Annotated in this window: 35 protein-coding genes; all 35 read left to right on the forward strand. The window is 32.1% G+C overall.

What is annotated here, in order from left to right; translation table 11 throughout:
• The first annotated feature begins 24 nt into the window (after positions 1-24).
• Positions 25-1,014, forward strand: coding sequence for a recombinase RecT (locus C7U55_RS02430; RefSeq protein ID WP_106987188.1), 990 nt, complete (start codon positions 25-27; stop codon positions 1,012-1,014).
• A 16-nt stretch (positions 1,015-1,030) separates the two neighbouring features.
• Positions 1,031-1,360, forward strand: a complete 330-nt coding sequence (locus tag C7U55_RS02435) for a cyclic nucleotide-binding domain-containing protein (protein ID WP_106987189.1) — start codon at positions 1,031-1,033, stop codon at positions 1,358-1,360.
• Between the two features lie 230 nt (positions 1,361-1,590).
• Positions 1,591-2,106, forward strand: a complete 516-nt coding sequence (locus tag C7U55_RS02440; protein ID WP_162297393.1) for a replicative helicase loader/inhibitor — start codon at positions 1,591-1,593, stop codon at positions 2,104-2,106.
• The gene (locus C7U55_RS02445) at positions 2,078-2,542 is read left to right on the forward strand and encodes a single-stranded DNA-binding protein (protein WP_106987191.1); all 465 of its coding nucleotides are present in this window, start codon (positions 2,078-2,080) and stop codon (positions 2,540-2,542) included. Before C7U55_RS02440 ends, C7U55_RS02445 begins: the two co-directional genes overlap by 29 nt.
• Before the next feature lie 141 nt (positions 2,543-2,683).
• Complete coding sequence (locus C7U55_RS02450) at positions 2,684-3,478, forward strand: hypothetical protein (protein WP_106987192.1); 795 nt, start codon at positions 2,684-2,686, stop codon at positions 3,476-3,478.
• Complete coding sequence (locus C7U55_RS02455; protein ID WP_162297394.1) at positions 3,453-3,929, forward strand: RusA family crossover junction endodeoxyribonuclease; 477 nt, start codon at positions 3,453-3,455, stop codon at positions 3,927-3,929. Before C7U55_RS02450 ends, C7U55_RS02455 begins: the two co-directional genes overlap by 26 nt.
• A 37-nt stretch (positions 3,930-3,966) precedes the next feature.
• Positions 3,967-4,452, forward strand: a complete 486-nt coding sequence (locus C7U55_RS02460; RefSeq protein WP_106987194.1) for a Cas9 inhibitor AcrIIA9 family protein — start codon at positions 3,967-3,969, stop codon at positions 4,450-4,452.
• Positions 4,430-5,812 (forward strand): PcfJ domain-containing protein, encoded by a 1,383-nt coding sequence (locus C7U55_RS02465; RefSeq protein WP_162297395.1) that lies wholly within the window; start codon positions 4,430-4,432, stop codon positions 5,810-5,812. Before C7U55_RS02460 ends, C7U55_RS02465 begins: the two co-directional genes overlap by 23 nt.
• 186 nt (positions 5,813-5,998) lie before the next feature.
• Complete coding sequence (locus tag C7U55_RS02475) at positions 5,999-6,223, forward strand: hypothetical protein (protein WP_106987197.1); 225 nt, start codon at positions 5,999-6,001, stop codon at positions 6,221-6,223.
• A complete protein-coding gene (locus C7U55_RS02480; protein WP_106987198.1) occupies positions 6,213-6,584 on the forward strand; it encodes a hypothetical protein in 372 nt (123 codons plus the stop codon). The genes C7U55_RS02475 and C7U55_RS02480 overlap by 11 nt, the downstream gene beginning before the upstream one ends.
• A 6-nt stretch (positions 6,585-6,590) precedes the next feature.
• Entirely contained in the window at positions 6,591-6,845 is a 255-nt protein-coding gene (locus C7U55_RS02485; RefSeq protein ID WP_106987199.1) for a hypothetical protein, read from the forward strand.
• The gene (locus tag C7U55_RS02490; protein ID WP_106987200.1) at positions 6,845-7,114 is read left to right on the forward strand and encodes a hypothetical protein; all 270 of its coding nucleotides are present in this window, start codon (positions 6,845-6,847) and stop codon (positions 7,112-7,114) included. The genes C7U55_RS02485 and C7U55_RS02490 overlap by 1 nt, the downstream gene beginning before the upstream one ends.
• Positions 7,115-7,124: 10 nt before the next feature.
• Positions 7,125-7,337: a hypothetical protein gene (locus C7U55_RS02495; RefSeq protein WP_106987201.1), complete on the forward strand. Its 213-nt coding sequence runs from the start codon at positions 7,125-7,127 to the stop codon at positions 7,335-7,337.
• Positions 7,330-7,524, forward strand: a complete 195-nt coding sequence (locus C7U55_RS02500; protein ID WP_106987202.1) for a hypothetical protein — start codon at positions 7,330-7,332, stop codon at positions 7,522-7,524. The genes C7U55_RS02495 and C7U55_RS02500 overlap by 8 nt, the downstream gene beginning before the upstream one ends.
• A complete protein-coding gene (locus C7U55_RS02505; RefSeq protein ID WP_106987203.1) occupies positions 7,521-7,850 on the forward strand; it encodes a hypothetical protein in 330 nt (109 codons plus the stop codon). Before C7U55_RS02500 ends, C7U55_RS02505 begins: the two co-directional genes overlap by 4 nt.
• Positions 7,840-8,193 carry a hypothetical protein gene (locus tag C7U55_RS02510; RefSeq protein ID WP_106987204.1) on the forward strand — a complete coding sequence of 118 codons (354 nt, stop codon included), beginning with the start codon at positions 7,840-7,842 and terminating at the stop codon, positions 8,191-8,193. The genes C7U55_RS02505 and C7U55_RS02510 overlap by 11 nt, the downstream gene beginning before the upstream one ends.
• On the forward strand, positions 8,177-8,359 hold the full coding sequence (locus tag C7U55_RS02515) for a hypothetical protein (protein ID WP_106987205.1): 183 nt from the start codon (positions 8,177-8,179) through the stop codon (positions 8,357-8,359). The genes C7U55_RS02510 and C7U55_RS02515 overlap by 17 nt, the downstream gene beginning before the upstream one ends.
• Positions 8,356-8,538: a hypothetical protein gene (locus tag C7U55_RS02520; RefSeq protein ID WP_106987206.1), complete on the forward strand. Its 183-nt coding sequence runs from the start codon at positions 8,356-8,358 to the stop codon at positions 8,536-8,538. Before C7U55_RS02515 ends, C7U55_RS02520 begins: the two co-directional genes overlap by 4 nt.
• A gap of 149 nt (positions 8,539-8,687) precedes the next feature.
• Positions 8,688-9,185: a hypothetical protein gene (locus tag C7U55_RS02525; protein WP_106987207.1), complete on the forward strand. Its 498-nt coding sequence runs from the start codon at positions 8,688-8,690 to the stop codon at positions 9,183-9,185.
• A gap of 343 nt (positions 9,186-9,528) precedes the next feature.
• Positions 9,529-10,146, forward strand: a complete 618-nt coding sequence (locus tag C7U55_RS02530) for a terminase small subunit (RefSeq protein ID WP_106987208.1) — start codon at positions 9,529-9,531, stop codon at positions 10,144-10,146.
• Entirely contained in the window at positions 10,133-11,419 is a 1,287-nt protein-coding gene (locus tag C7U55_RS02535; protein ID WP_106987209.1) for a PBSX family phage terminase large subunit, read from the forward strand. The genes C7U55_RS02530 and C7U55_RS02535 overlap by 14 nt, the downstream gene beginning before the upstream one ends.
• Complete coding sequence (locus tag C7U55_RS02540) at positions 11,419-12,750, forward strand: phage portal protein (protein ID WP_204638380.1); 1,332 nt, start codon at positions 11,419-11,421, stop codon at positions 12,748-12,750. Before C7U55_RS02535 ends, C7U55_RS02540 begins: the two co-directional genes overlap by 1 nt.
• Positions 12,751-14,244, forward strand: coding sequence for a minor capsid protein (locus tag C7U55_RS02545; protein WP_106987210.1), 1,494 nt, complete (start codon positions 12,751-12,753; stop codon positions 14,242-14,244).
• Complete coding sequence (locus C7U55_RS02550; protein ID WP_106987211.1) at positions 14,237-14,422, forward strand: hypothetical protein; 186 nt, start codon at positions 14,237-14,239, stop codon at positions 14,420-14,422. Before C7U55_RS02545 ends, C7U55_RS02550 begins: the two co-directional genes overlap by 8 nt.
• A gap of 46 nt (positions 14,423-14,468) precedes the next feature.
• A complete protein-coding gene (locus tag C7U55_RS02555) occupies positions 14,469-14,762 on the forward strand; it encodes a hypothetical protein (protein WP_106987212.1) in 294 nt (97 codons plus the stop codon).
• Positions 14,763-14,820: 58 nt separating this feature from the next.
• Positions 14,821-15,039: a hypothetical protein gene (locus C7U55_RS02560; RefSeq protein WP_106987213.1), complete on the forward strand. Its 219-nt coding sequence runs from the start codon at positions 14,821-14,823 to the stop codon at positions 15,037-15,039.
• A gap of 31 nt (positions 15,040-15,070) precedes the next feature.
• Complete coding sequence (locus C7U55_RS02565; protein WP_162297396.1) at positions 15,071-15,379, forward strand: ribosomal-processing cysteine protease Prp; 309 nt, start codon at positions 15,071-15,073, stop codon at positions 15,377-15,379.
• Positions 15,380-15,516: 137 nt separating this feature from the next.
• Positions 15,517-16,140 carry a DUF4355 domain-containing protein gene (locus tag C7U55_RS02570; RefSeq protein WP_106987215.1) on the forward strand — a complete coding sequence of 208 codons (624 nt, stop codon included), beginning with the start codon at positions 15,517-15,519 and terminating at the stop codon, positions 16,138-16,140.
• Between the two features lie 17 nt (positions 16,141-16,157).
• Positions 16,158-17,057: a hypothetical protein gene (locus C7U55_RS02575; RefSeq protein ID WP_106987216.1), complete on the forward strand. Its 900-nt coding sequence runs from the start codon at positions 16,158-16,160 to the stop codon at positions 17,055-17,057.
• Entirely contained in the window at positions 17,057-17,311 is a 255-nt protein-coding gene (locus tag C7U55_RS02580; RefSeq protein ID WP_193446926.1) for a hypothetical protein, read from the forward strand. The genes C7U55_RS02575 and C7U55_RS02580 overlap by 1 nt, the downstream gene beginning before the upstream one ends.
• A gap of 2 nt (positions 17,312-17,313) precedes the next feature.
• A complete protein-coding gene (locus C7U55_RS02585) occupies positions 17,314-17,637 on the forward strand; it encodes a phage head-tail connector protein (RefSeq protein ID WP_106987217.1) in 324 nt (107 codons plus the stop codon).
• Positions 17,634-17,942, forward strand: a complete 309-nt coding sequence (locus tag C7U55_RS02590) for a hypothetical protein (protein ID WP_106987218.1) — start codon at positions 17,634-17,636, stop codon at positions 17,940-17,942. Before C7U55_RS02585 ends, C7U55_RS02590 begins: the two co-directional genes overlap by 4 nt.
• On the forward strand, positions 17,935-18,285 hold the full coding sequence (locus C7U55_RS02595; RefSeq protein ID WP_204638381.1) for an HK97-gp10 family putative phage morphogenesis protein: 351 nt from the start codon (positions 17,935-17,937) through the stop codon (positions 18,283-18,285). Before C7U55_RS02590 ends, C7U55_RS02595 begins: the two co-directional genes overlap by 8 nt.
• Before the next feature lie 8 nt (positions 18,286-18,293).
• A complete protein-coding gene (locus C7U55_RS02600; protein WP_106987219.1) occupies positions 18,294-18,710 on the forward strand; it encodes a DUF3168 domain-containing protein in 417 nt (138 codons plus the stop codon).
• Positions 18,700-19,248 carry a phage major tail protein, TP901-1 family gene (locus C7U55_RS02605; RefSeq protein WP_239985141.1) on the forward strand — a complete coding sequence of 183 codons (549 nt, stop codon included), beginning with the start codon at positions 18,700-18,702 and terminating at the stop codon, positions 19,246-19,248. Before C7U55_RS02600 ends, C7U55_RS02605 begins: the two co-directional genes overlap by 11 nt.
• Positions 19,249-19,288: the final 40 nt, after the last annotated feature.

Raw genomic sequence — 19,288 nt, forward strand, 5'->3', positions numbered from 1 at the left:
CTAAACAAAAGGAGAAAATAAATTATGGCAGTACAAAGCATGGTACAACAAGCAACTAAAAATCCAGTAGCAACTGGTATCAAAAAATTCAACAATTTAATCAATTCAAGCATCATGAGAACTAAAATCCATCAAATGGTTGGCGCAACTGATTCACAAGAATTTATCACATCAATTACAAGTGCAGTTAATACAAATCCAGCATTAGCTGAATGTGATCCACAAACAATTATCAGTGCAGCATTGCTTGGGCAAAGTTTACATCTTAAACCTAGTCCTCAACTTGGATATTTCTATATGGTTCCTTATAAAAATAAAAAAAGAAATTGTACAGAAGCACAATTTCAAATTGGTTATAAAGGGTATCTTCAATTAGCAATCAGATCAAATGAATATGTTGATATTGATGCTACGGAAATTAGAGAAGGAGAATACAAAGGACGTAATAAGTTAACAGGTAAGCCGGAGTTTGAATTTGTTCAAGATGATGATGTAAGAGAAAATCTACCAGTAGTTGGATATATGGCTTACTTTGAAATGAAAAACGGATATATCAAACGTTTATATTGGTCTAAAGAAAAGATGCTTAATCACGCTGATAAATATTCACAAGCATTTTCTAAAGAAGCAACAACAGGAAAATATCCTAAAGTTTCATTTGCTGATTATGAAGCTGGAAAATATGATCCTAAAACTGAATGGCAATATTCAAGCTTTTGGTATAAGAACTTTGATGAAATGGCTAAGAAAACAATGCTTCGTCAATTATTATCAAAACATGCTTTATTATCAACTGAAGCAATTGAAAAAGCTATCACTTCAGATAATGCAGTAATTGATGAAAACTTAAATCCTCATTTTGAAGATGAAAATGTTGTTGATGGAGTTGCTACTGAAAAAGAAACACATCAAGCAATTGAAGCAAACACAGCTCCAACAATGCAAGATGTAATCAGCGAAGAAAAACAAGCTGAACCAGTTCCAGTAGACAGTTTCGACCCAATGTCAATGTAGTAAAGGAGTCCTTTAGATGGCAAAAGAGGTAGATACAAAAGGCTATGTAAAAATGTATAGAAAAGCACAGGAGGATGAAGTATTCAAAAATCCTTATGCATGGCAGTTATTTACGTACTGCCTCTTCAATGCCACTTTCGATAGTAGATATGGTGAGGTTGGTACGTTGATAACTTCAAAAAAAGAAATATCGGAAGATTTAAATATCACAAGGCCTACTTTAGATAAATTTATGAAATTCCTAAAAGAAAATAAGGTAATTGATTACAAAAGTTTTCGTGGTGGGATAGGTAAAACTGAGATAAAGGTACTCAATTACAAGAAATATCAAGACAGTTCAATGTAAACGAAATATACATTGAAAGTAAATCTAATTTACATTGAATGTAAACGAAATATACATTGAAAGTAAATCTAATTTACATCCTATCTTTATTATATAAGAACGTAAAGAACGTATAAGAACGTAAAGAACGAGTGGTGTGTGCACACTCACAAATAACAATCCTTCGCATACGACTTTGCAGATTGCTATATATAGTAGGCACACAACATTCAGAAAGGAATTTAGAAAATTTGGAAAAATTAGAAATTAAAAAGATTTTGAAATTTTACAAAAGTATTTATCCAAATTCAAAAATAGCCATAACACAAGATACGATTGAAACATGGATGATGATGTTTGGAGAATATTCATATGAACAGGTTCAAAAGGCAATTGTCAAGTTTTCAAAGTCTAACAAATACATTCCTAATCTTGCTGAAATCATTTCTAACATTGACGGAGACATCTATTCAGTAGAAAAGATCAAACCAAATACAGTAATTATTCAGTATGAAGATGATGGCTTTGGAAACTTTCCATTTAGATTTTCAAACTCACAAGAAGCTAGAGAATATTCAAAAAAATTCAAAGACTGCAACTACGATAAGGAAATGGTCAAAATCCTACATGATGAACATGTTAGAAAACGTAATGATGGTGTTCTTACATACAGGGGAGAAGCGAAAGCAAGATTAGAACAAAAACTTCAAAATCAAAATAACAAGGGAAGTAGAAGATATGATAAACAGAGTGGTTTTAGTTGGTAGGATGACACGTGATCCAGAACTTAGAAGAACTCAAAATGGTTCAGCAGTTACAGGTTTTACTTTAGCAATGAACCGTCCAAAGAGAAATGATGAAGAACAACAAGCGGATTACATTTCGTGTGTTACCTGGAACAAGGTTGCTGAGAACGTTGAAAAGTATTGTTCAAAAGGTTCATTGGTTGGAGTTGAAGGAAGACTTCGTTCAAGAACTTATGACAATGTACAAGGTCAACGTGTTTATGTTACTGAAGTTGTTTGTGACTCAGTTCAGTTTCTAGAAACAAAACCTAGAGACAAATATGAAGAACAACAATATCATCAACAAGCACAGGCACCAGCAAACAGTTATCAACAACCTGTTCAAAACCAACAACAAGATAATTTTATGAACGAACAACCATCTTACAACATCATGGAAGATGATATTCAGTTCTAACTAAAATAAAAAACTTAAAATTTTCATTTCTAGTGAGTGTTTGCTATAAAGATGATTAACTTTACCAATTATCTTAAAACATTCGTTAGAATGAAGATTTTGCTATAAAAACAAGAAGTTAAACAAAAAGGAGAAACCAAAATGCTAATAAAAAAGAACGAAGAACCGTTTTTTCATAGATTTCTTTCAATTGCAAAGGAAATCATCAAGAAAAACAGTGCATATCCACCAGTATTTTATGGTGATGATGAAAAACTTTATTTAGTATGTAACAACTATGCAGCAGTTTATGACTTTCAAAGCAATCTTCTCTTAGACGATGAATTAAGAGAATTTGGAAAAATCCCTTATGAACTGTCGGAATTACCAAACGGAGATATGATGCTTTCTAAAGCTGAACATTTCAACTGTCAGGAGTCCTATCTGATTGCAGTTAGAAATTTCTTCAAACATGCAGGGTATCTTTCAAGAAAAGTATTTTCCGTTGAAAAAGGTGATCCATACAAAATACCAAAAATCGTTGAAGTAACAAATCGTTGGATTTCGGAAGACGACAACAAGATTTTAGACAGGATAGGATCTCCTGATATCTACTTGCTGGATGAAGAACGTGATAGTGAATTTACTACCCTGACTGGTGATTGGAACCAATGCTACTTGGCGGCTTATGACCAAATTGAACTTAACGGTGGTCAAACAACAATTGCTATGACAATTTACTTCAATATCAAAGATGATCCTAAAAACAATGCGTATGATCAACAGGAAATGGAGTTTGTTCAACAACCTGCAGAATATGATTCGTTTGAAAATATGGATGTTGAAGAACCTGAAGAAACTTATCGGGAAGAACAGGAACTTGACTCATTGATGAATGAAACAATCATTGAAGAAACAAGAGGTGTTGAGGATGAATTCGACCCAATGCGAGCTTAATCTTGGAATACAAGCGGACTACAAGAAGTTTTGGTTCACTGTACCAGGAGCAATCGTTGGAAAAGGTAGACCAAGATTTACAACACAAGGAAGATTTGTAAGAGCTTATACACCTAAGAAAACAAGAGATTATGAACAAAAAATAGCAATGTATTATCGAAAAACTACAAGTTACAAAAGTAACAAGGCTCTAAGAGTAAAGATATTCGCATACAGAGAAGTTCCAAAATCAACCACTAAAAAATTAAAGAATTGTCTTTTGGATAAAACGTTTTTTTGCACAGTAAAACCTGATATCGACAACATCATCAAAGTAGTTTTGGATGCTCTCAACGATGTTGCTTACTATGATGACATTCAAGTATGTCAATTGGTTATCATGAGAGAATATGCTGAAAATGAATGTTTAAAAGTGTGTATTGAAGAAATTGGAGAAAGAAAACCAAATTAAATAATCAAAAACCAAAATAACAGGAGGATTTAAAATTATGGATTTATGGTCATTATTGGATGAAGAAAAAAAAGAACATGAAAAGGTCAAAAAAGTAAAAAAAGAAGTTGAACAAGTTGCTGATCAACAACCTGCTCCAGTTGTAGAAGACGAAAAACAAGCGACTGGAGAACAAAAACAAGCAACAGTTCAAGCAACTGAAACTGAAAAGCCTAAAACAGAGGAAAAGCCTGCAGGTAAAAAGAAATCCGCAAAAGAAACAAAAAAACCTAAAACACTTGAAGAACAAATTGCTACTGTTCCAGATAATCTAAAAACACCAATTGATAGAATATTTAAATATTTGATGTCCGTACCAGGGATGGATGAAAAAATGAGAAATCCTAAAAAATCAATTACAGATATGTGGCAATTTGTGGAATCTAATGCTAGAAAACAAGCCACAGGAAATACAGCTTGTATTGAAGATGAAGTAGTTTATGGATGGGCGGTGCATTACTATGACGAAGACGACCCAAAATAACTTGGATTCTTTGCTGGAAGAACTTAAAACAGCAAATTTGGAAGATCATTCTAACTATTTAGCAAATGAATATTTTATTTCAGAAGATGGCAATGATGACATATGGAAATACAAGAAAAAATTTCATGGAGTTGTAACTGATTTTGTAACTCGGTACGAACTTTGGAATGGAAGATTGATTGCTAGAGTTTACTTCGTTTGGCAAGGATGGCTAGATAAGAAAAAACAAAAAAGAATTGTTGAAGTACAAAGATACCTTGGTGGGTGTCGAAATAAGTTATCCAGATATGTTTATCAAGGAAATTATGGAATCAAGTGCTTGATCAATTACATGTTTTACACTGAATCAAGATTTCAAGAAGAGTCTAAATGGAATGTAACGAAACATACTACCCTTGATATTTTAGGAGAATGCTATCGTGGTTCGTATTACTATGGCACTTATATTGAAAACGAAGAATATGCAAAGCATGTAGTATCGAAAGAATGTGAAGAATCCAAACATAGGTACTGTGCTTTTTCTTACAGTAAATGGCAAGAATATAGAATTTTTGAATGGCTTGAACTATATGAAAAACATCCTCAAATCGAAATGTTTGCAAAACTTAATCTAACATGGGCTCTCACTACGGGAATGAACTATTTCAGATGGTCAAAAAAAGGCTTGGCAATATTAGGATTAGAAAGTAAAAATGAACTCAAATACTTACAGGCTTGTGGCAGTATTGCTTATTATCGTGAATGCAAAGAAGATATATTTAAATATAACTTGGATACGTATGATAAATTCATTGGCTATTTAAGAATGAGCAGAAACAACATGGAAATCAATAAAAAAAGCCTCAAATACATGATGGATAATAATTTTAATATTTATTTTTATCTTGATTATCTTAGGTTTGTAGAAAAGCTTGGATTGCCTAAAACATCTAAGATACTATATCCACAAAATTTAAGAGAATCACATGATAAATTAGAGAAAAAAATTCAAGTCATTGATTCAATGGAAAAACAAGAGCAGATAAAGAATCGTGTTATCAAGGAACTTTATAAATATCGTTTTGGTGATAATGAATTTATTATTACACCTGCCAATAGTCCATTGGATCTAATAAATGAAAGTAAGGAACTAAGTCATTGCGTACGTACTTACATCGATAAGTATGCAGCAGGAGATACAAGTATCTTTTTGATTAGAAAACGTGAAAATGTAAATCATCCTTACTACACATTGGAATTAAGACGAAACGAAGTTATTCAATTAAGAGGCAAAAATAATTGTAGGCCTACTGATAGTGTTGTTGCTTTTGTTAATAAATGGGCAAAGAAAAATAAGCTTTCAGGGGCATATATAAACTGATGTCAAAGTGTAATGAATTAAGAAAATTACTTTTGGAATGGGGCGAAGATAAATATTTGCCTCTCCAAGAGAAAATTAAGTATCTTGAAAATGAGAATTATCGTTTGAGAATGCAAAATCAAAGAATTCAAGAAAGGAATAAAAGACTTTCAATGATTGTTAAGAAAAGAAGAGAGGAAGCAAATAATGAGAATAGACAGAGGAATTGTTCAATGTGATAGATGCAAGAGAATTTTCAAAACTAAAGAGGTTACAAATTATAAAATCTCATATCAAGCGTATGGTTTTAAAAATGATGGTGGCATGGGACTTGTAACAAAGAAAGCAGAAATATGTTCCGATTGTAATATGGATTTTGATGATTTTATGCGTAATAGACCAGTTAGAGGACGTGATATCAATGACAGGTAAAGAATGGTCAAAATTATGTAAGGAACATGGTGTTGTTGTCATTGATGTAAACCACAAGAATATGACGCATGAAGATGCTATTAAGTTTTTTGATTTATTAAATACTGCAATGGATTATGCTTTTGCTAGAAAATATGATTTGGAAACTGACCAATATGAAGATTATGCATTGCCTGCAGGAGCTACATATTACGAAGATGATATGAACAAGAAAATTGCTTGTTGCGAATGTGGGAAAGAAATCACATATGGAGCTTCTTATACATCGAGAATTATTTTGGATAAATACGGTTTCGGATATGCAGTTTGCAAGGAATGTTATTTTAAAAATGATTTGAAAGATATCGTTAAGAAAGGTTAAGAAATTATGACAGCACAAGAAATGTTTGAAGAAATTGGATTACAAGAATTAAAGTTTAATTCCGAAGAAATGATGTATGATGATGAAGAAAATGACTTATTAAATACATATGTTTCGTTTAATAAATCACGATCTTTTAGAGATGATAGACAAAAACCAAGAAATGAAATTGAAATATTTTTCTTTCCTGATGAATGTATTGATTTTGATAAATTTATTACTGCAGTAAAAAAGAGAATGGAAGAAAAAGGGTGGTTGTAATGGATGATGCTTTATTTGAAATCGACAATATGTGTCATGCTTTAGGGTTTGATCCAAATAAAATTAGAAAAGGTCAAAGAGTTTTTGAATATTATAGAAACTTCTTTGTTGCTAGTGGAAAATACAAAGAAAGCTGGGAAAAGTTAGTTAAATGGGGTTATGCAGGGAAAGCATCTAATGCTATTGTTGACAGTTATTATTACGTAACACAAGCAGGATTAGATTTTTTAAGCAGTATTTATAAGATTAAGTTTAAACCAATGAAATAGAGGTGGCTAGATGAAACAATATTGTAGATATTGTGCTAACTGTACTTATGCTGATGGTGCTTATTGTGGTGTGAAAAAGAAAGTAATGAGAGATAGCACAATCAAATCAATAAACAAGTGCAAAGATTTTCAATTTAATGAAATAGATGTCCTTGATTTTGATAAAACATACAAACCAAGAAAAAAGAAAAATTATGAGCAATTGGGGTGGTTAGATGATTAAACCACTAACACCTCAATTTAGAAGTGATATTCTAGAAAGTTTTAATAAACAATTAGAAGAACTTGATAGTTGTGGAAACAACTCTTATGTAGCTTTACAAAAAAATACAATTAATCAATTTAAAAAATTAATCAAGTCATTGCCTGATGGTTATCCAATTCCAGTTGAGAGGAGAAATGGAAGATGAATAAATATCAAGAAGCACTAAACACATTAAAAGCAAGTGATATTAAATTATATGTTTATGAAGATCAAAAGAATGTCATAGAAGAACATCAACCAACTATTTTTGATTTTTACCATAGTGAAATATTCACTTTGCAAGAGTTGGTTAATAAATGTTGTCAATTAGAAAAGGCACTTGATAAAATGTGCAGAATTTTTGATGAAGAAATACACAATTGCGATTTCTTGTTAATAAGAAACTGTCTTTGTGATAGTAAATGTACACTTTGCAACAAAGAAAAAAGAGTTGAATTAATGAAAGAGTGGGTGATGAAAAATGTTGACTAAAACAAGATGCATGAGTTTATTGGATGATATCGCTGGATATGCTCATAGAGCTAACATTGGTCCTAATGGTATTAATGAAATAAATGAAGATTACAATGGATTGAAAAAGTTAATTGAGGAGCATTTCACTCCTCAACCTCTTGAGTTTAAGAATTTAAAACCTGGTATGTGGGTTATAGATATGTGGACAAGAACTATTTCTAAAATAAAGAGAATAGATGAAAATAGAAATGTCCATTTAAATGTTCAGGAAGAATATGATTACCTTACGCCTTTCAAAGAAAATAGATTTTATCCAATTGTAGTTCCAAATGTAGGAGATAAAAATGAGAAGCACATATAGAAATCTACAGATCATAAAACATGCTTTGCAGTACTATATCTCTAGACCAGACGCCAGCGAGAAAGATTTAGCAAGAGAAAAGAGCTTATTGGAACGTATCGAAGATGAAGTTGAATATTATCAAAAAGCATATCATATTCCAAAAAAAAGAGGTGGGAACAAATGATTAAATATTGTCCAGATTTAACCGGATTTGAAATAAGAGAATCGTATTTACGTGGCGGAGGAACGAATAAAACAGTTATTTTAAATCATTGTTTAAAAGATGCATGCGTCGCTTATAAGAATGGTAAATGCATTAAATACAATAACAATGTAGAAATAATAAAAGAGGAGAAAAAATAAATGAAAAAAGGTGATTGAAATGATAATAAATTTAATACGTTTTGGTGCGGAGTTGCTGCAACTATCCTTGTCGAATTGGCAGGGATAATTGCTTATGCTATTTATCAAGATCATAAAAATTAGTAATTAACTATTTAGGAGGATAAGGGATGAATTTTACAGAAGAAGAAAAAGAAACAATCAAAGAAGTTAAGGATTATCTAAAAGAGCTGAGAAAAATCAATCTAGAAAAGTTTTCTTTGACTTTTGAAATAGAGGACATCCCAAGTCCTCAATCTATAAAATACAGTGATGAAATGCCAGGAGGTTTTTCAAAACCTAAAGGAGAACAAATTACTTCTAATATGTTACGTAGAGAGCTTCTAACAAAGCGTGTGGCGCTATTTAATCAAGAACTGGATAGATTTATGCCATTGTTATATTTGCTCAATGCAGGGCATAGAAACATCATTAGAACGTATGTGTGTTCAAGAGGATATTCTGAAATGATTAGAACGCTTGATGAATCTTATTGCATAAGTGTTTCAACTTACAAAAGAGAATTCCCAAAGGCGTGTTTAGAATTGTCCAAGTATATTAATTTCAATAACGAGCCATCTTTAGAAGAATTGAATAACCGTTTTTTTAACAATATCAAGGGTGAATAATTATGTTCATTCTTTTTATTTTTATCACAAATGATAACTTTTTATTAAAAGTGGACCCAATTTGGACCTAGTTTGGACCTAGTTTGGACCCAAAATGAACCCAAAGTGAGCCCTAATTGGACCCAATTTGGACCTAGTATGAACCCTAATTTCCATGTTATTATGCTATTGTGGTTTTAAGAGAAAAGAAAAAGAACTTTTTTAACCACACAACATTTCGTTCTAAATGGTAAATCTTTGTTAAAAGCTCTATTCTATAGGGCTTTTTTCGTAATTATTTAGAATAAGAAGCTCAAACGCTTTTATTATACATATAAATCATTTTTGGAGGTGGTGATATGGCTTGAAAGAGAAATACGAGTTAGCATACCAGGATTATTTAGATGGGATGAAATACAAAGATATAGCTGCTAAATATGGTGTGTCAGTTAGTGCTGTCAAGTCATGGAAAAGTCGCTACTGGAAGAATAAAAAGTTGCAACCAAAAAAACCAAAGGTTGCAACCAAAAAGGTCGCTAAAAAGATAGCAAAGGAGATAGTTGAAAATGAAGAGCTGAACGAAAGACAACAGCTCTTTTGTGTTTACTTTATGAAGTATCATAACGCTACGAAGGCATACCAACTAGCATATGGTGCTAAGTATTCTACAGCTATGGTAAAAGCTTGTGATTTAAGAAAAGAACCTAAAATACAAAAAGAGATACAACGATTGAAAGAATTAATGTATCAGGAGATTCTTCTTGATCCAAATGATATAGTCCAAAGATATATTGAAATTGCATTCTTGGATGAAAGCGAGATGGATGGGAAAGCAGTGAAAATGTCAGATTCACTAAAAGCACTTGAATGGTTGGATGAACACTTGAAAGATAAAAATGAACAAAACAATATTGGAAATGATGGTTTCTTAGATGCATTAAACGCCAGTGCTAAAGAGGATTGGGAAGATGAAGAAGAGTAGAGCTGTATTCAAATTCAAACCCTTTAGCAAGAAACAACGAAAGGTTTTAAATTGGTGGATTGATAATTCACCAGTAAAAGATAAAGATGGAATTATAGCAGATGGTTCAATTAGATCAGGAAAGACAGTTTCAATGTCTCTTTCTTATATGATATGGGCTATGTCTAATTTTACTGAATGCAACTTTGGAATGTGTGGTAAGACGATTGGTTCATTTAGGCGTAACGTTTTGAATATTTTAAAACTGATGCTATGGTCAAGAGGTTATAAATTGAAAGATCATCGAGCTGATAACATGGTTGAAATCAGCAAAAATGGAATAACCAATTATTTTTACGTGTTTGGCGGTAAGGATGAAAGCTCTCAAGATTTGATACAAGGTATTACGTTGGCTGGTTGTTTCTTTGATGAAGTGGCTTTGATGCCAGAATCATTTGTTAACCAAGCAACTGCTCGTTGTTCGGTTGAAGGTTCGAAGTGGTGGTTCAACTGCAACCCTGACGGACCATTTCATTGGTTTAAAGTTAATTGGATTGATAAAGCAAAAGAAAAGAACATCATTTATTTGCATTTTACAATGGATGACAATCTTTCTTTAAGTGAGAAAATCAAGCAAAGATATAAAAGTCAATGGAGTGGTGTTTTCTATGACAGGTACATCAAAGGTCTTTGGACTGTTGCTGAAGGTATCATTTACGATATGTTCAATAAAGAAAAGCATATTGTTGATGATTGTGATTGTTTGATTGATAACAAAAACTATAGATATGTCAGTTGTGACTATGGTACTCAAAACGCCATGGTCTTTTTGCTTTGGAATAAAGGAACTGATGGCATTTGGTACTGCGTTAATGAATACTACTATTCAGGACGTGACAGGAAAGTTCAAAAAACTGATAGTGAATATGCGGATGATTTGGTTGAATTTCTTGATGGAAAAGAAATATTTCAAATTGTCGTAGATCCCTCTGCAGCATCATTTATTGCTGAATTAAAGAAAAGAGGGTTTAGAGTTAAAAAAGCTAAGAACGATGTATCAAATGGTATTAGATTGGTAAGCACAATGCTCAATCAATGCAAAATTAAGTTTTTTAGTAAATGTAAGAATACAATTAAGGAATTTTCTGTTTATGCATGGGATCCTAAAGCAAGTGCCAGAGGAGAAGATGCACCTATCAAACAAAATGACCATGCAATGGATGCTATCAGGTATTTTATCTATACAATTTTAAAAGGTTCAGGATTGAACACGGATCTGGAAGGAGGTATTTAATGAAGACATTAGAGGTAATTGCAAAAGATGAAATTTTTACCATTTCTGATGATGAAACAATGGACATTAAACATTTGAATAAATATATCGCTAAACATCAGCAATTGAATAAATCAAGATATAAGAAATTAAAGGATGGATATGAAGGCGTCTATCCAATTATGTCGTACCAGGATAAACCACAATACAAACCAGATAACCGTATAATCGTAAACTTTGCTAAATACATAGTTGATACGTTTAACGGATTTTTTATTGGTATCCCAATTAAAGTATCATCAACGGATGAAGAGGTTGCTATTTACATTAATGAATTGGATAAGAGAAACCATCAGGATGATAACAATGCTGAAATTTCAAAAAACTGTAGCATTTATGGTAAGTGTTATGAAATGTATTTTATCAATGAAGAAGCAAAAGTAGGTATTAAGTACATTGAGCCGACCAAGGGATTTATCGTATATGATGATTCTGTTGTTCCAGAGCCAAGATACTTTGTCACATATTATTATGATTCAAACGGAACAATGCATGGCTATCTGAGTAACGATTATTATGTTTATGAATTTAGCAATAAAAGTGGTATGCATTTCGTTGATGATGGTTCGCTTCATGGGTTTGATGGTGTTCCTGTTACTGAATATGTTGAAAACGCTGAACGAATGAGTGCTTTTGAAAGTACGTGGTCAATGATCAATGCCTACAACAAAGCAATAAGTGAAAAGGCAAATGATGTTGATTATTTTGCTGATGCTTATCTAAAAATCATTGGTGCAAAAGTTGATAAAGACGGAATTATTCATATTAGAAATAACAGGATCATTAATTTTGATGAAGAATCGAATACGGTTGATGTAGGATTCCTTGAAAAACCAAATGCGGATGGCTCACAGGAAAATCTTATCAATCGTCTTGAAAGATTGATTTTTCAGATGTCTATGACACCAAACATCAATGATGAAAACTTTGGTACAAGTTCGGGAATTGCTCTTAAATATAAGTTGCTTTCTATGTCAAACTTGGCCAAGACGAAAGAAAGAAAATTCACAGGTGCTCTAGATAGAAGGTACAAGTTGATTTTTAGTAATCCAATCAACACAATTCATGAAGATAAATGGGTTGATATTACTTACAAGTTCAGTCAAAACTATCCGGCAAATGTACTTGAAGAAACTCAAATTGCTCGAAACTTAGAAGGAATTGTTTCTAAAGATACTCAATTATCTTCTCTTTCAATCGTTGAAGATGTTCAAGAAGAAAAAGAAAAAATCAAGCTAGAAGATGAAGTTTCTAAAGAATCTATTGTTGATAAAAGGATGTTTAATCAATAGATGAATAGTGCCGAATATTGGCGTTTAAGAGAAGAAAAACAACGCTTGAAGAATATCAAATACGAAAAAGAATATGATAAGAAGATTAAAGAAATCTATCAAAGAATGATGGATGAAGTACAATCTGAAATCAATAACTTCTACGCTAAATATGCAAAGGATACTGGTATCACAATGGCTGAAGCTAAAAAAAGAGCTTCTAATTTGGATATGGAAGTTTATTCAAGAAAAGCTAAACAGTATGTAGAAGAAAAAAACTTTTCACAACAAGCAAATGATGAAATGAAGCTTTACAACTTAACAATGAAAGTCAACAGACTTGAGTTGTTAAAAGCAAATATTGGTTTGGCTTTAGTAAGTGGCCATGATGAATTAGAAAAATATATGGATAATCTTCTTGAAAATAGAACACTTGATGAAATTCAAAGACAGGCAGGCATTTTAGGATCAACAATTTTAGATAACGCTGATACTGCTCATTCTATTGTCAATGCATCTTTTCATAATGCAACATATAGCGATAGAATATGGATGCATCAAGATTTGCTTAAACACGATCTTGAGAGTTTGCTAGCATCAGGACTTATCCAAGGAAAAAATCCTAATGAGTTGGCCAGATTATTAAGAAAACGTTTTGATGTTAAAATCAGTGATGCACAGCGACTAATGAGGACTGAACTTGCTAGAGTTCAAATTGCTGCGCAGCAAAAATCATATGAAGCAAACGGATTTGATGAATATGAATATATAACATGTGGAATCGGCGATGCGTGTGATACTTGCAGAGCGTTAGATGGCAAGGTTTTTCCAATAAATCGGATGAACATTGGAGACAACGCTCCGCCAATGCATCCAAATTGTCATTGTTCAACAGGCCCTCATATGGATAGAAAAATCTATAATGAATGGCTCGATGGACTTGCAAATGGAAAACACAGTTTGAGATTGGATGAATATAAAAAGATTTCAGATGTAAAAAATGATTTAAAAAAACAAGTCACAGTTCTATCTAAAAGTGAAAAAGAAATTCTTACAAGATATACTGGCAATCTTGCTATGCAAATTAATTTTGCTTTAAATACTGGACGTGAAAGAAAATTCAAAAAGGAAATAGCAATGTTAGATCATGCACTAAGTAAAGGAAAGATTCCAGATGATTTAATTTTATATCGAAAAATAGATAGTAAAGTTCTACTAAATAAAAGAAATGTTTCTGATAATGACATGTTTAGTTTAAAAGGTACTACGAAAACAGAGAAAGGATATTTGTCTACATCATTTAAAAACTTTGATTATAAATTAAGAGATGTAAATCTTGTTATGAAAATTCCAAAAGGTTATAAAGGCGCATTGTATATTGAACCATTAGCAAAAGAAAGTTATAAAAATCAAGATGAGGTTTTGTTTAAAAGAGGTGTGTGCTACAATATATGTGAAGTAAAAAAAGAAAAAGATAAATACACTTTAATAGTGGAGGTAAAGATAAATGATTGATTACGATAAATACCAATTTCATATTAAAGTTATAGGAAGCAAAGAAGAATTTATAAAGCATATTGAAGATTTTAAAAAAGCTGCTCCTTATTATACAGAGGAAGACATAGTAGCAATTCTTGATGAAGAACAAGACAAAAAAATAAGGCCTTCTTTTTGGAATAGACCTTGGATGTAAGCCGACAAATAGTCGGTTTTTATTTTTTCAAAATTAAGGAGTAGATATGGAAGTTAATATTTTAGGAACAACTTATGAAATTGAAAAGCTGGATGAAAAAGATTCATGCATGTTTAAAAATAATGCTGATGCATATGTTGATTACACAGAAAAAAAGATATTTTTGCATAAGGGCGATGTTATGATCAATGTATCATTAAGACATGAATTAGTTCATGCTTTTATGTATGAAGCAGGAATTGAATTTGGGTATCAATTTCATAATGAAGATGTTGTAAATTATATAGCAACTATTTTTCCAAAATTGGAAGAAGCATTTAAAACAACAAAATGTATTTAATGAGCAAGTTTAAATGACTTGCTCTTCTTTTTGCAAAAAAATAGAAAGGAGGGAGTCTATGGCTGAAGGATTAAGACCACATTATCATCAAGAATTTGAATATTATACTATTCAATATTTTGATAAGAAAAGACATGTTATTGTTAAGAAAATTCAATACATGTGTATGATTTGTGGGCGTATCCGACATGAGAAATATGACTGTTACGTACCACCACCTAAATCAAAAACAAAATCATTAGAACGAAATAAGAAGAAATATGGCAATCGTGAGTGATTGTTTTTTATTTTCTAAAAGAGGAATTTATATGATTAAAATTACAGTTGGAATCTCTAAAGAACATATAGCAGTTAAATGTGTTGGTCATGCAAATTACAACATATGTGGTGAAGATATTGTATGTTCTGCAATTTCCACACTCTTACAAACGCTTTGCTATAGTTTGGAAGAATTGACATCAAACAAAATAAACGTTTCTCTAGAAAAAGGAGAAGGATATATAGGTATATATCATCCAACATGTAAAGCAATTACATTAGTTAATGGCTTTGTAATTGGATGTAGAGAGGTAAGTCATACTTACCCTGATTATGTACAATTAGAAATCAAAGAATAGCACTACAATGAGTGCTTTTTATTTTGTCCAAGCATTTACGACATTAAAAGATATGGATGAGTCAGGCGTGGAAACTTTAAGCTACGGAAAAGAGCAGGCGTGTAACTCTCTAAAAGATACGGATAGGAGAAATAAAAATGAAAAAAGAATTAGAAAAATTATTATCCCATAAAAGAAACTTAAATTTACAGTTATTCGCTGAAGAAGGCGGAGATGGTGAACCAGGCAACGATGATCCTGAAGACAAATCAGGAGATGGTGGAAATGATGACAAAAAATACACTGACGAAGATGTAAACAACATCATCAATCGAAAATTTGCTGAATGGGAAAAAAGACAAAAAGAAAAAAGCGCAAAAGCTGCAGAAGCTGAACGATTAAAAAACATGACCGAAGAAGAAAAAAGAAAACATGAAATGGAAGAACTCCAAAAGAAAATCGCCGGTTATGAGAAAGAAAAAGCTATTGGAGCAATGACAAAGGTTGCCAGAGGAATCTTAAACGATTCCAAAATCGTTGTTAATGATGAATTATTAGTAAATCTAGTAGCAGAAGATGCTGAAACAACAAAAACAAATGTAGAAAGCTTTGTAAAAAACTTCAATGATGCTGTTCAAAAAGCAGTAGCTGAAGCATTAAGGGGAAAAACACCTCGATTAAAGGATGGCTCAAAAGAATTGACAAAAGAAGATATTTTAAAAATCAAAAATAGAACTGAACGTCAAAAAGCAATGGCTGAACATCCTGAATTATTTAGATAAAAAAAGGAGAAAACTATATGAGAAAACAATTCAATTTACAATTATTTGCTGCACCAACAAATACAACAGTTACAACTGATTTAGAACCAGGTATTTCTATCGATTATACTTCTAGAATCAGTTCAAATATTAATGAATTACAAGATTTATTAGGGGTTACTGAATTAACACCAATGTCTTCAGGAACAACAATCAAAATCTATAAAATGGAGGTTGGCACAGTTGCTCCTCAAGTTGGAGAAGGTGAAACAATCGGTTTAACTAAAGTAACTAGAAAGAAAGTCAAAGATATTGACCTAGTATTAGAAAAATATCGTAAATCAACTACTGCCGAAGCAATTCAACGTTCAGGACGTAATATTGCTATCAATCAAACTGATGAAAAAATGGTCGGTGTCATTCAAGGACAAATCAAAAAGACTTTCTATTCTACATTAAAAGAAGGTACTGGTACTGCTACTGGTAAAACTTTACAATCTGCCTTATCTGCAGTGTGGGGAGAATTAGTTAAACATTATAAAGATGAAACAGTTACACCTATTTATTTTGTATCTACAGATGATATTGCTGAATATTTAGGTTCAAAAGAAATCACTTTACAAACTGCTTATGGATTCACATACTTAAAGAATTTCTTAGGTTTAGGTGATGTCATCGTTTCACCTGAATTAGAAAAAGGTACAGTATATGGTACTGCCAAAGAAAACATTGCGGGTGCTTATATCCCAACAAACAATGGGGATGTTGCTGATACATTTGGCTTAACAAGTGATACAACAGGTCTAGTAGGTATGGTTCATACTTCTAAAACAGACAATGCAACAATTGAAACATTATTAATGTGTGGTGTTAAATTCTTCGTTGAATATGTTGATGGCGTATTCAAAGGAACAATCACTCCGGGAGATGCTGCTTAATGTATGTTGCAATTAAAAGATTTTCTGATTTAACAGATGATGATCATATTTATGATACTGGTGATGTGTACCCTAGAGATGGCTTTGAACCATCTAGGGAACGTATCATTGAATTGGCAACATCAAAAAATAAACTAGAAACACCACTCATCACTTATATTGAGGATGAAGAAAAAAACATTGAAGAAAATGATAAAGTAGAAGATGAAAAGCAAACGCCTAAGAAAACAACTAAAAAAGCTAAAAGTGAATAGTTATGGCAATCATTGATGATGTAACTGCGTTATTAGGATTTCCTGAAGAAAAACCTAACAGGACATTAGATGTGATTATTCGTCTTACTACTAATCGTTTAAAAACACTATTGGATGTTGAAGAAGTACCAACTGAATTAGAATATATTGTTACTGAAGTTTCAATTGTTAGATATAACAAGATTGGTTCTGAAGGAGTCACAAGTCATTCCGTTGAAGGAGAAACCATGTCATTCAGTGACAATGATTTCAAGGGGTATCTAAATGATATAGAAGTTTGGAAAAATAAAAAGAACGAAGTAAAAGGAGTTGTCAAATTCTTATGAGATATGACACTCCTATTTATTTTCAAAAAGTTACACAAGGTGAGTATGATCCTACTACCGGAGATTATGGAGAGGATACAGTAGATGAAACCTGTGTAATGGCATCTGTCATGGATACAAGGACTGAAACAATGCAAATTGTTTATGGTTCTATCAAGCAAGGAAGCAAAACGATTCATATTCAAAACCATTATGATAAGTCCTACGATTCTATTAGAATTGATAATAAGATTTATCGAGTGGATTATTCTAGAAAACTTAGAAATAAACAGTCGTTTATCGTTCATGAGGTGCAAAATGGGTAGAAGCATAAAAATTACAGGCGTTAAAGAATTAGAGGCTAAACTAAAGAAAAATGCAACTCTTGATGATGCTAGAACTGTTGTTAAGAAAAATGGTGCGGATTTGCAATCGCGAATGACAAGAAATGCGGTCTTTGTCAAAGGATACTCAACCGGTGCAACTAAAAGAAGTATTAGAAGTGCATTTACAGATTCTAATTTGACTGTAACAGTTGAGCCAACAACCAGCTATGCATCTTACCCGGAATATGGGACACGATATATGGCGGCCCAACCTTTTGTACGGCCATCTTTCAACATTCAAAAAGAAATCTTCAAAAGAGAACTAAAGAAACTAATGAAATGAGGTGTGTTATGGATCCTCAACAAGAATTATTCAGTTACTTGTTAGTAACGCTAAAAAAAGAATATCGGGATATGGTTTTTGATGGCTTTATGCCACCTGAAAAAACAACATATCCTTTTATTTATCTTGCTGACAGTCAACAAACTGATGACTATAGCAATAAAACAGCCATCTTCAATAACGTGTATCAAACCATTCACATATGGAATGACTCGCCTAAAAAAAGAGGAACTGTTTCTAATATGGCATTAAAAATAAAAAACATTGTAAGAAGATTGGAATACACGAGCAATTACAAGTGGGAAATTAGAAATATTGAACAAAGAATTTTGGAAGATACGACAACTAAGACACCACTTATGCATGTTGTGTTAGAGTTAGAATTCAAATCTTCTAGTAAAGGAGGAAAAAGAAGTGATCAATAAAATTGATTTGCAATTATTTGCTGATGAAAGTCCTGAAACGATTTCAGGAAAAAAACTTGTCTACTTATTTAGAGTGGCAGAAGATTCAAAAACAGAAAATGCAGGTGCTTTAGCTTTTGTAACCGAAAATGAAAGAACAACATCTAAAGATGCTGATTCTACACAAACGAAAGATGGAAATGTTCGTACACCTGGTGCTGCTGAAATTGAAATCACAAGTACATCATTATTGCCTAAAGGGGATAAGATGATTGATAAATTAGAATCAGCAATGCTAAATGACAAACTTGTAGAATGCTGGGAGGTAAATTTAGCTGAACCTGGTTCTAGCGCAAATAGTGGTAAATATAAATCAAAATATTATCAAGGATATATTACTGAATTAGGAATTTCTTCTAATGCTGAAGATAATGTTGAAGTAAGTATCACTTATGGAGCTAACGGTCAAGGTGCAGATGGATACGCAACGTTGACTGATGAGCAAAAAGAAATTGCATCTTACGTCTATAAAGATGTAATAAAAGAAAGCGGAGAATAGGACGGGTATTTATATCCGTTCTTTTTATTTGGATTGAGAG

Origin of the sequence: Faecalibacillus faecis (genome assembly GCF_003024675.1) — a bacterium.
Taxonomy (GTDB): Bacteria; Bacillota_I; Bacilli_A; order Erysipelotrichales; family Coprobacillaceae; genus Faecalibacillus; species Faecalibacillus faecis.

Coding starts and splice junctions, on each gene's coding strand:
- C7U55_RS02475 (WP_106987197.1), top strand. CDS start 5,999: ATGAGAATAGACAGAGGAATTGTTCAATGTGATAGATGCAAGAGAATT.
- C7U55_RS02585 (WP_106987217.1), top strand. CDS start 17,314: ATGGCAATCATTGATGATGTAACTGCGTTATTAGGATTTCCTGAAGAA.
- C7U55_RS02565 (WP_162297396.1), top strand. CDS start 15,071: ATGATTAAAATTACAGTTGGAATCTCTAAAGAACATATAGCAGTTAAA.
- C7U55_RS02600 (WP_106987219.1), top strand. CDS start 18,294: ATGGATCCTCAACAAGAATTATTCAGTTACTTGTTAGTAACGCTAAAA.
- C7U55_RS02480 (WP_106987198.1), top strand. CDS start 6,213: ATGACAGGTAAAGAATGGTCAAAATTATGTAAGGAACATGGTGTTGTT.
- C7U55_RS02570 (WP_106987215.1), top strand. CDS start 15,517: ATGAAAAAAGAATTAGAAAAATTATTATCCCATAAAAGAAACTTAAAT.
- C7U55_RS02515 (WP_106987205.1), top strand. CDS start 8,177: ATGAGAAGCACATATAGAAATCTACAGATCATAAAACATGCTTTGCAG.
- C7U55_RS02595 (WP_204638381.1), top strand. CDS start 17,935: ATGGGTAGAAGCATAAAAATTACAGGCGTTAAAGAATTAGAGGCTAAA.
- C7U55_RS02550 (WP_106987211.1), top strand. CDS start 14,237: ATGATTGATTACGATAAATACCAATTTCATATTAAAGTTATAGGAAGC.
- C7U55_RS02495 (WP_106987201.1), top strand. CDS start 7,125: ATGAAACAATATTGTAGATATTGTGCTAACTGTACTTATGCTGATGGT.
- C7U55_RS02505 (WP_106987203.1), top strand. CDS start 7,521: ATGAATAAATATCAAGAAGCACTAAACACATTAAAAGCAAGTGATATT.
- C7U55_RS02465 (WP_162297395.1), top strand. CDS start 4,430: ATGACGAAGACGACCCAAAATAACTTGGATTCTTTGCTGGAAGAACTT.
- C7U55_RS02460 (WP_106987194.1), top strand. CDS start 3,967: ATGGATTTATGGTCATTATTGGATGAAGAAAAAAAAGAACATGAAAAG.
- C7U55_RS02455 (WP_162297394.1), top strand. CDS start 3,453: ATGAATTCGACCCAATGCGAGCTTAATCTTGGAATACAAGCGGACTAC.
- C7U55_RS02540 (WP_204638380.1), top strand. CDS start 11,419: ATGAAGACATTAGAGGTAATTGCAAAAGATGAAATTTTTACCATTTCT.
- C7U55_RS02575 (WP_106987216.1), top strand. CDS start 16,158: ATGAGAAAACAATTCAATTTACAATTATTTGCTGCACCAACAAATACA.
- C7U55_RS02590 (WP_106987218.1), top strand. CDS start 17,634: ATGAGATATGACACTCCTATTTATTTTCAAAAAGTTACACAAGGTGAG.
- C7U55_RS02485 (WP_106987199.1), top strand. CDS start 6,591: ATGACAGCACAAGAAATGTTTGAAGAAATTGGATTACAAGAATTAAAG.
- C7U55_RS02535 (WP_106987209.1), top strand. CDS start 10,133: ATGAAGAAGAGTAGAGCTGTATTCAAATTCAAACCCTTTAGCAAGAAA.
- C7U55_RS02520 (WP_106987206.1), top strand. CDS start 8,356: ATGATTAAATATTGTCCAGATTTAACCGGATTTGAAATAAGAGAATCG.
- C7U55_RS02450 (WP_106987192.1), top strand. CDS start 2,684: ATGCTAATAAAAAAGAACGAAGAACCGTTTTTTCATAGATTTCTTTCA.
- C7U55_RS02435 (WP_106987189.1), top strand. CDS start 1,031: ATGGCAAAAGAGGTAGATACAAAAGGCTATGTAAAAATGTATAGAAAA.
- C7U55_RS02560 (WP_106987213.1), top strand. CDS start 14,821: ATGGCTGAAGGATTAAGACCACATTATCATCAAGAATTTGAATATTAT.
- C7U55_RS02430 (WP_106987188.1), top strand. CDS start 25: ATGGCAGTACAAAGCATGGTACAACAAGCAACTAAAAATCCAGTAGCA.
- C7U55_RS02445 (WP_106987191.1), top strand. CDS start 2,078: ATGATAAACAGAGTGGTTTTAGTTGGTAGGATGACACGTGATCCAGAA.
- C7U55_RS02525 (WP_106987207.1), top strand. CDS start 8,688: ATGAATTTTACAGAAGAAGAAAAAGAAACAATCAAAGAAGTTAAGGAT.
- C7U55_RS02555 (WP_106987212.1), top strand. CDS start 14,469: ATGGAAGTTAATATTTTAGGAACAACTTATGAAATTGAAAAGCTGGAT.
- C7U55_RS02500 (WP_106987202.1), top strand. CDS start 7,330: ATGATTAAACCACTAACACCTCAATTTAGAAGTGATATTCTAGAAAGT.
- C7U55_RS02545 (WP_106987210.1), top strand. CDS start 12,751: ATGAATAGTGCCGAATATTGGCGTTTAAGAGAAGAAAAACAACGCTTG.
- C7U55_RS02580 (WP_193446926.1), top strand. CDS start 17,057: ATGTATGTTGCAATTAAAAGATTTTCTGATTTAACAGATGATGATCAT.
- C7U55_RS02490 (WP_106987200.1), top strand. CDS start 6,845: ATGGATGATGCTTTATTTGAAATCGACAATATGTGTCATGCTTTAGGG.
- C7U55_RS02510 (WP_106987204.1), top strand. CDS start 7,840: ATGTTGACTAAAACAAGATGCATGAGTTTATTGGATGATATCGCTGGA.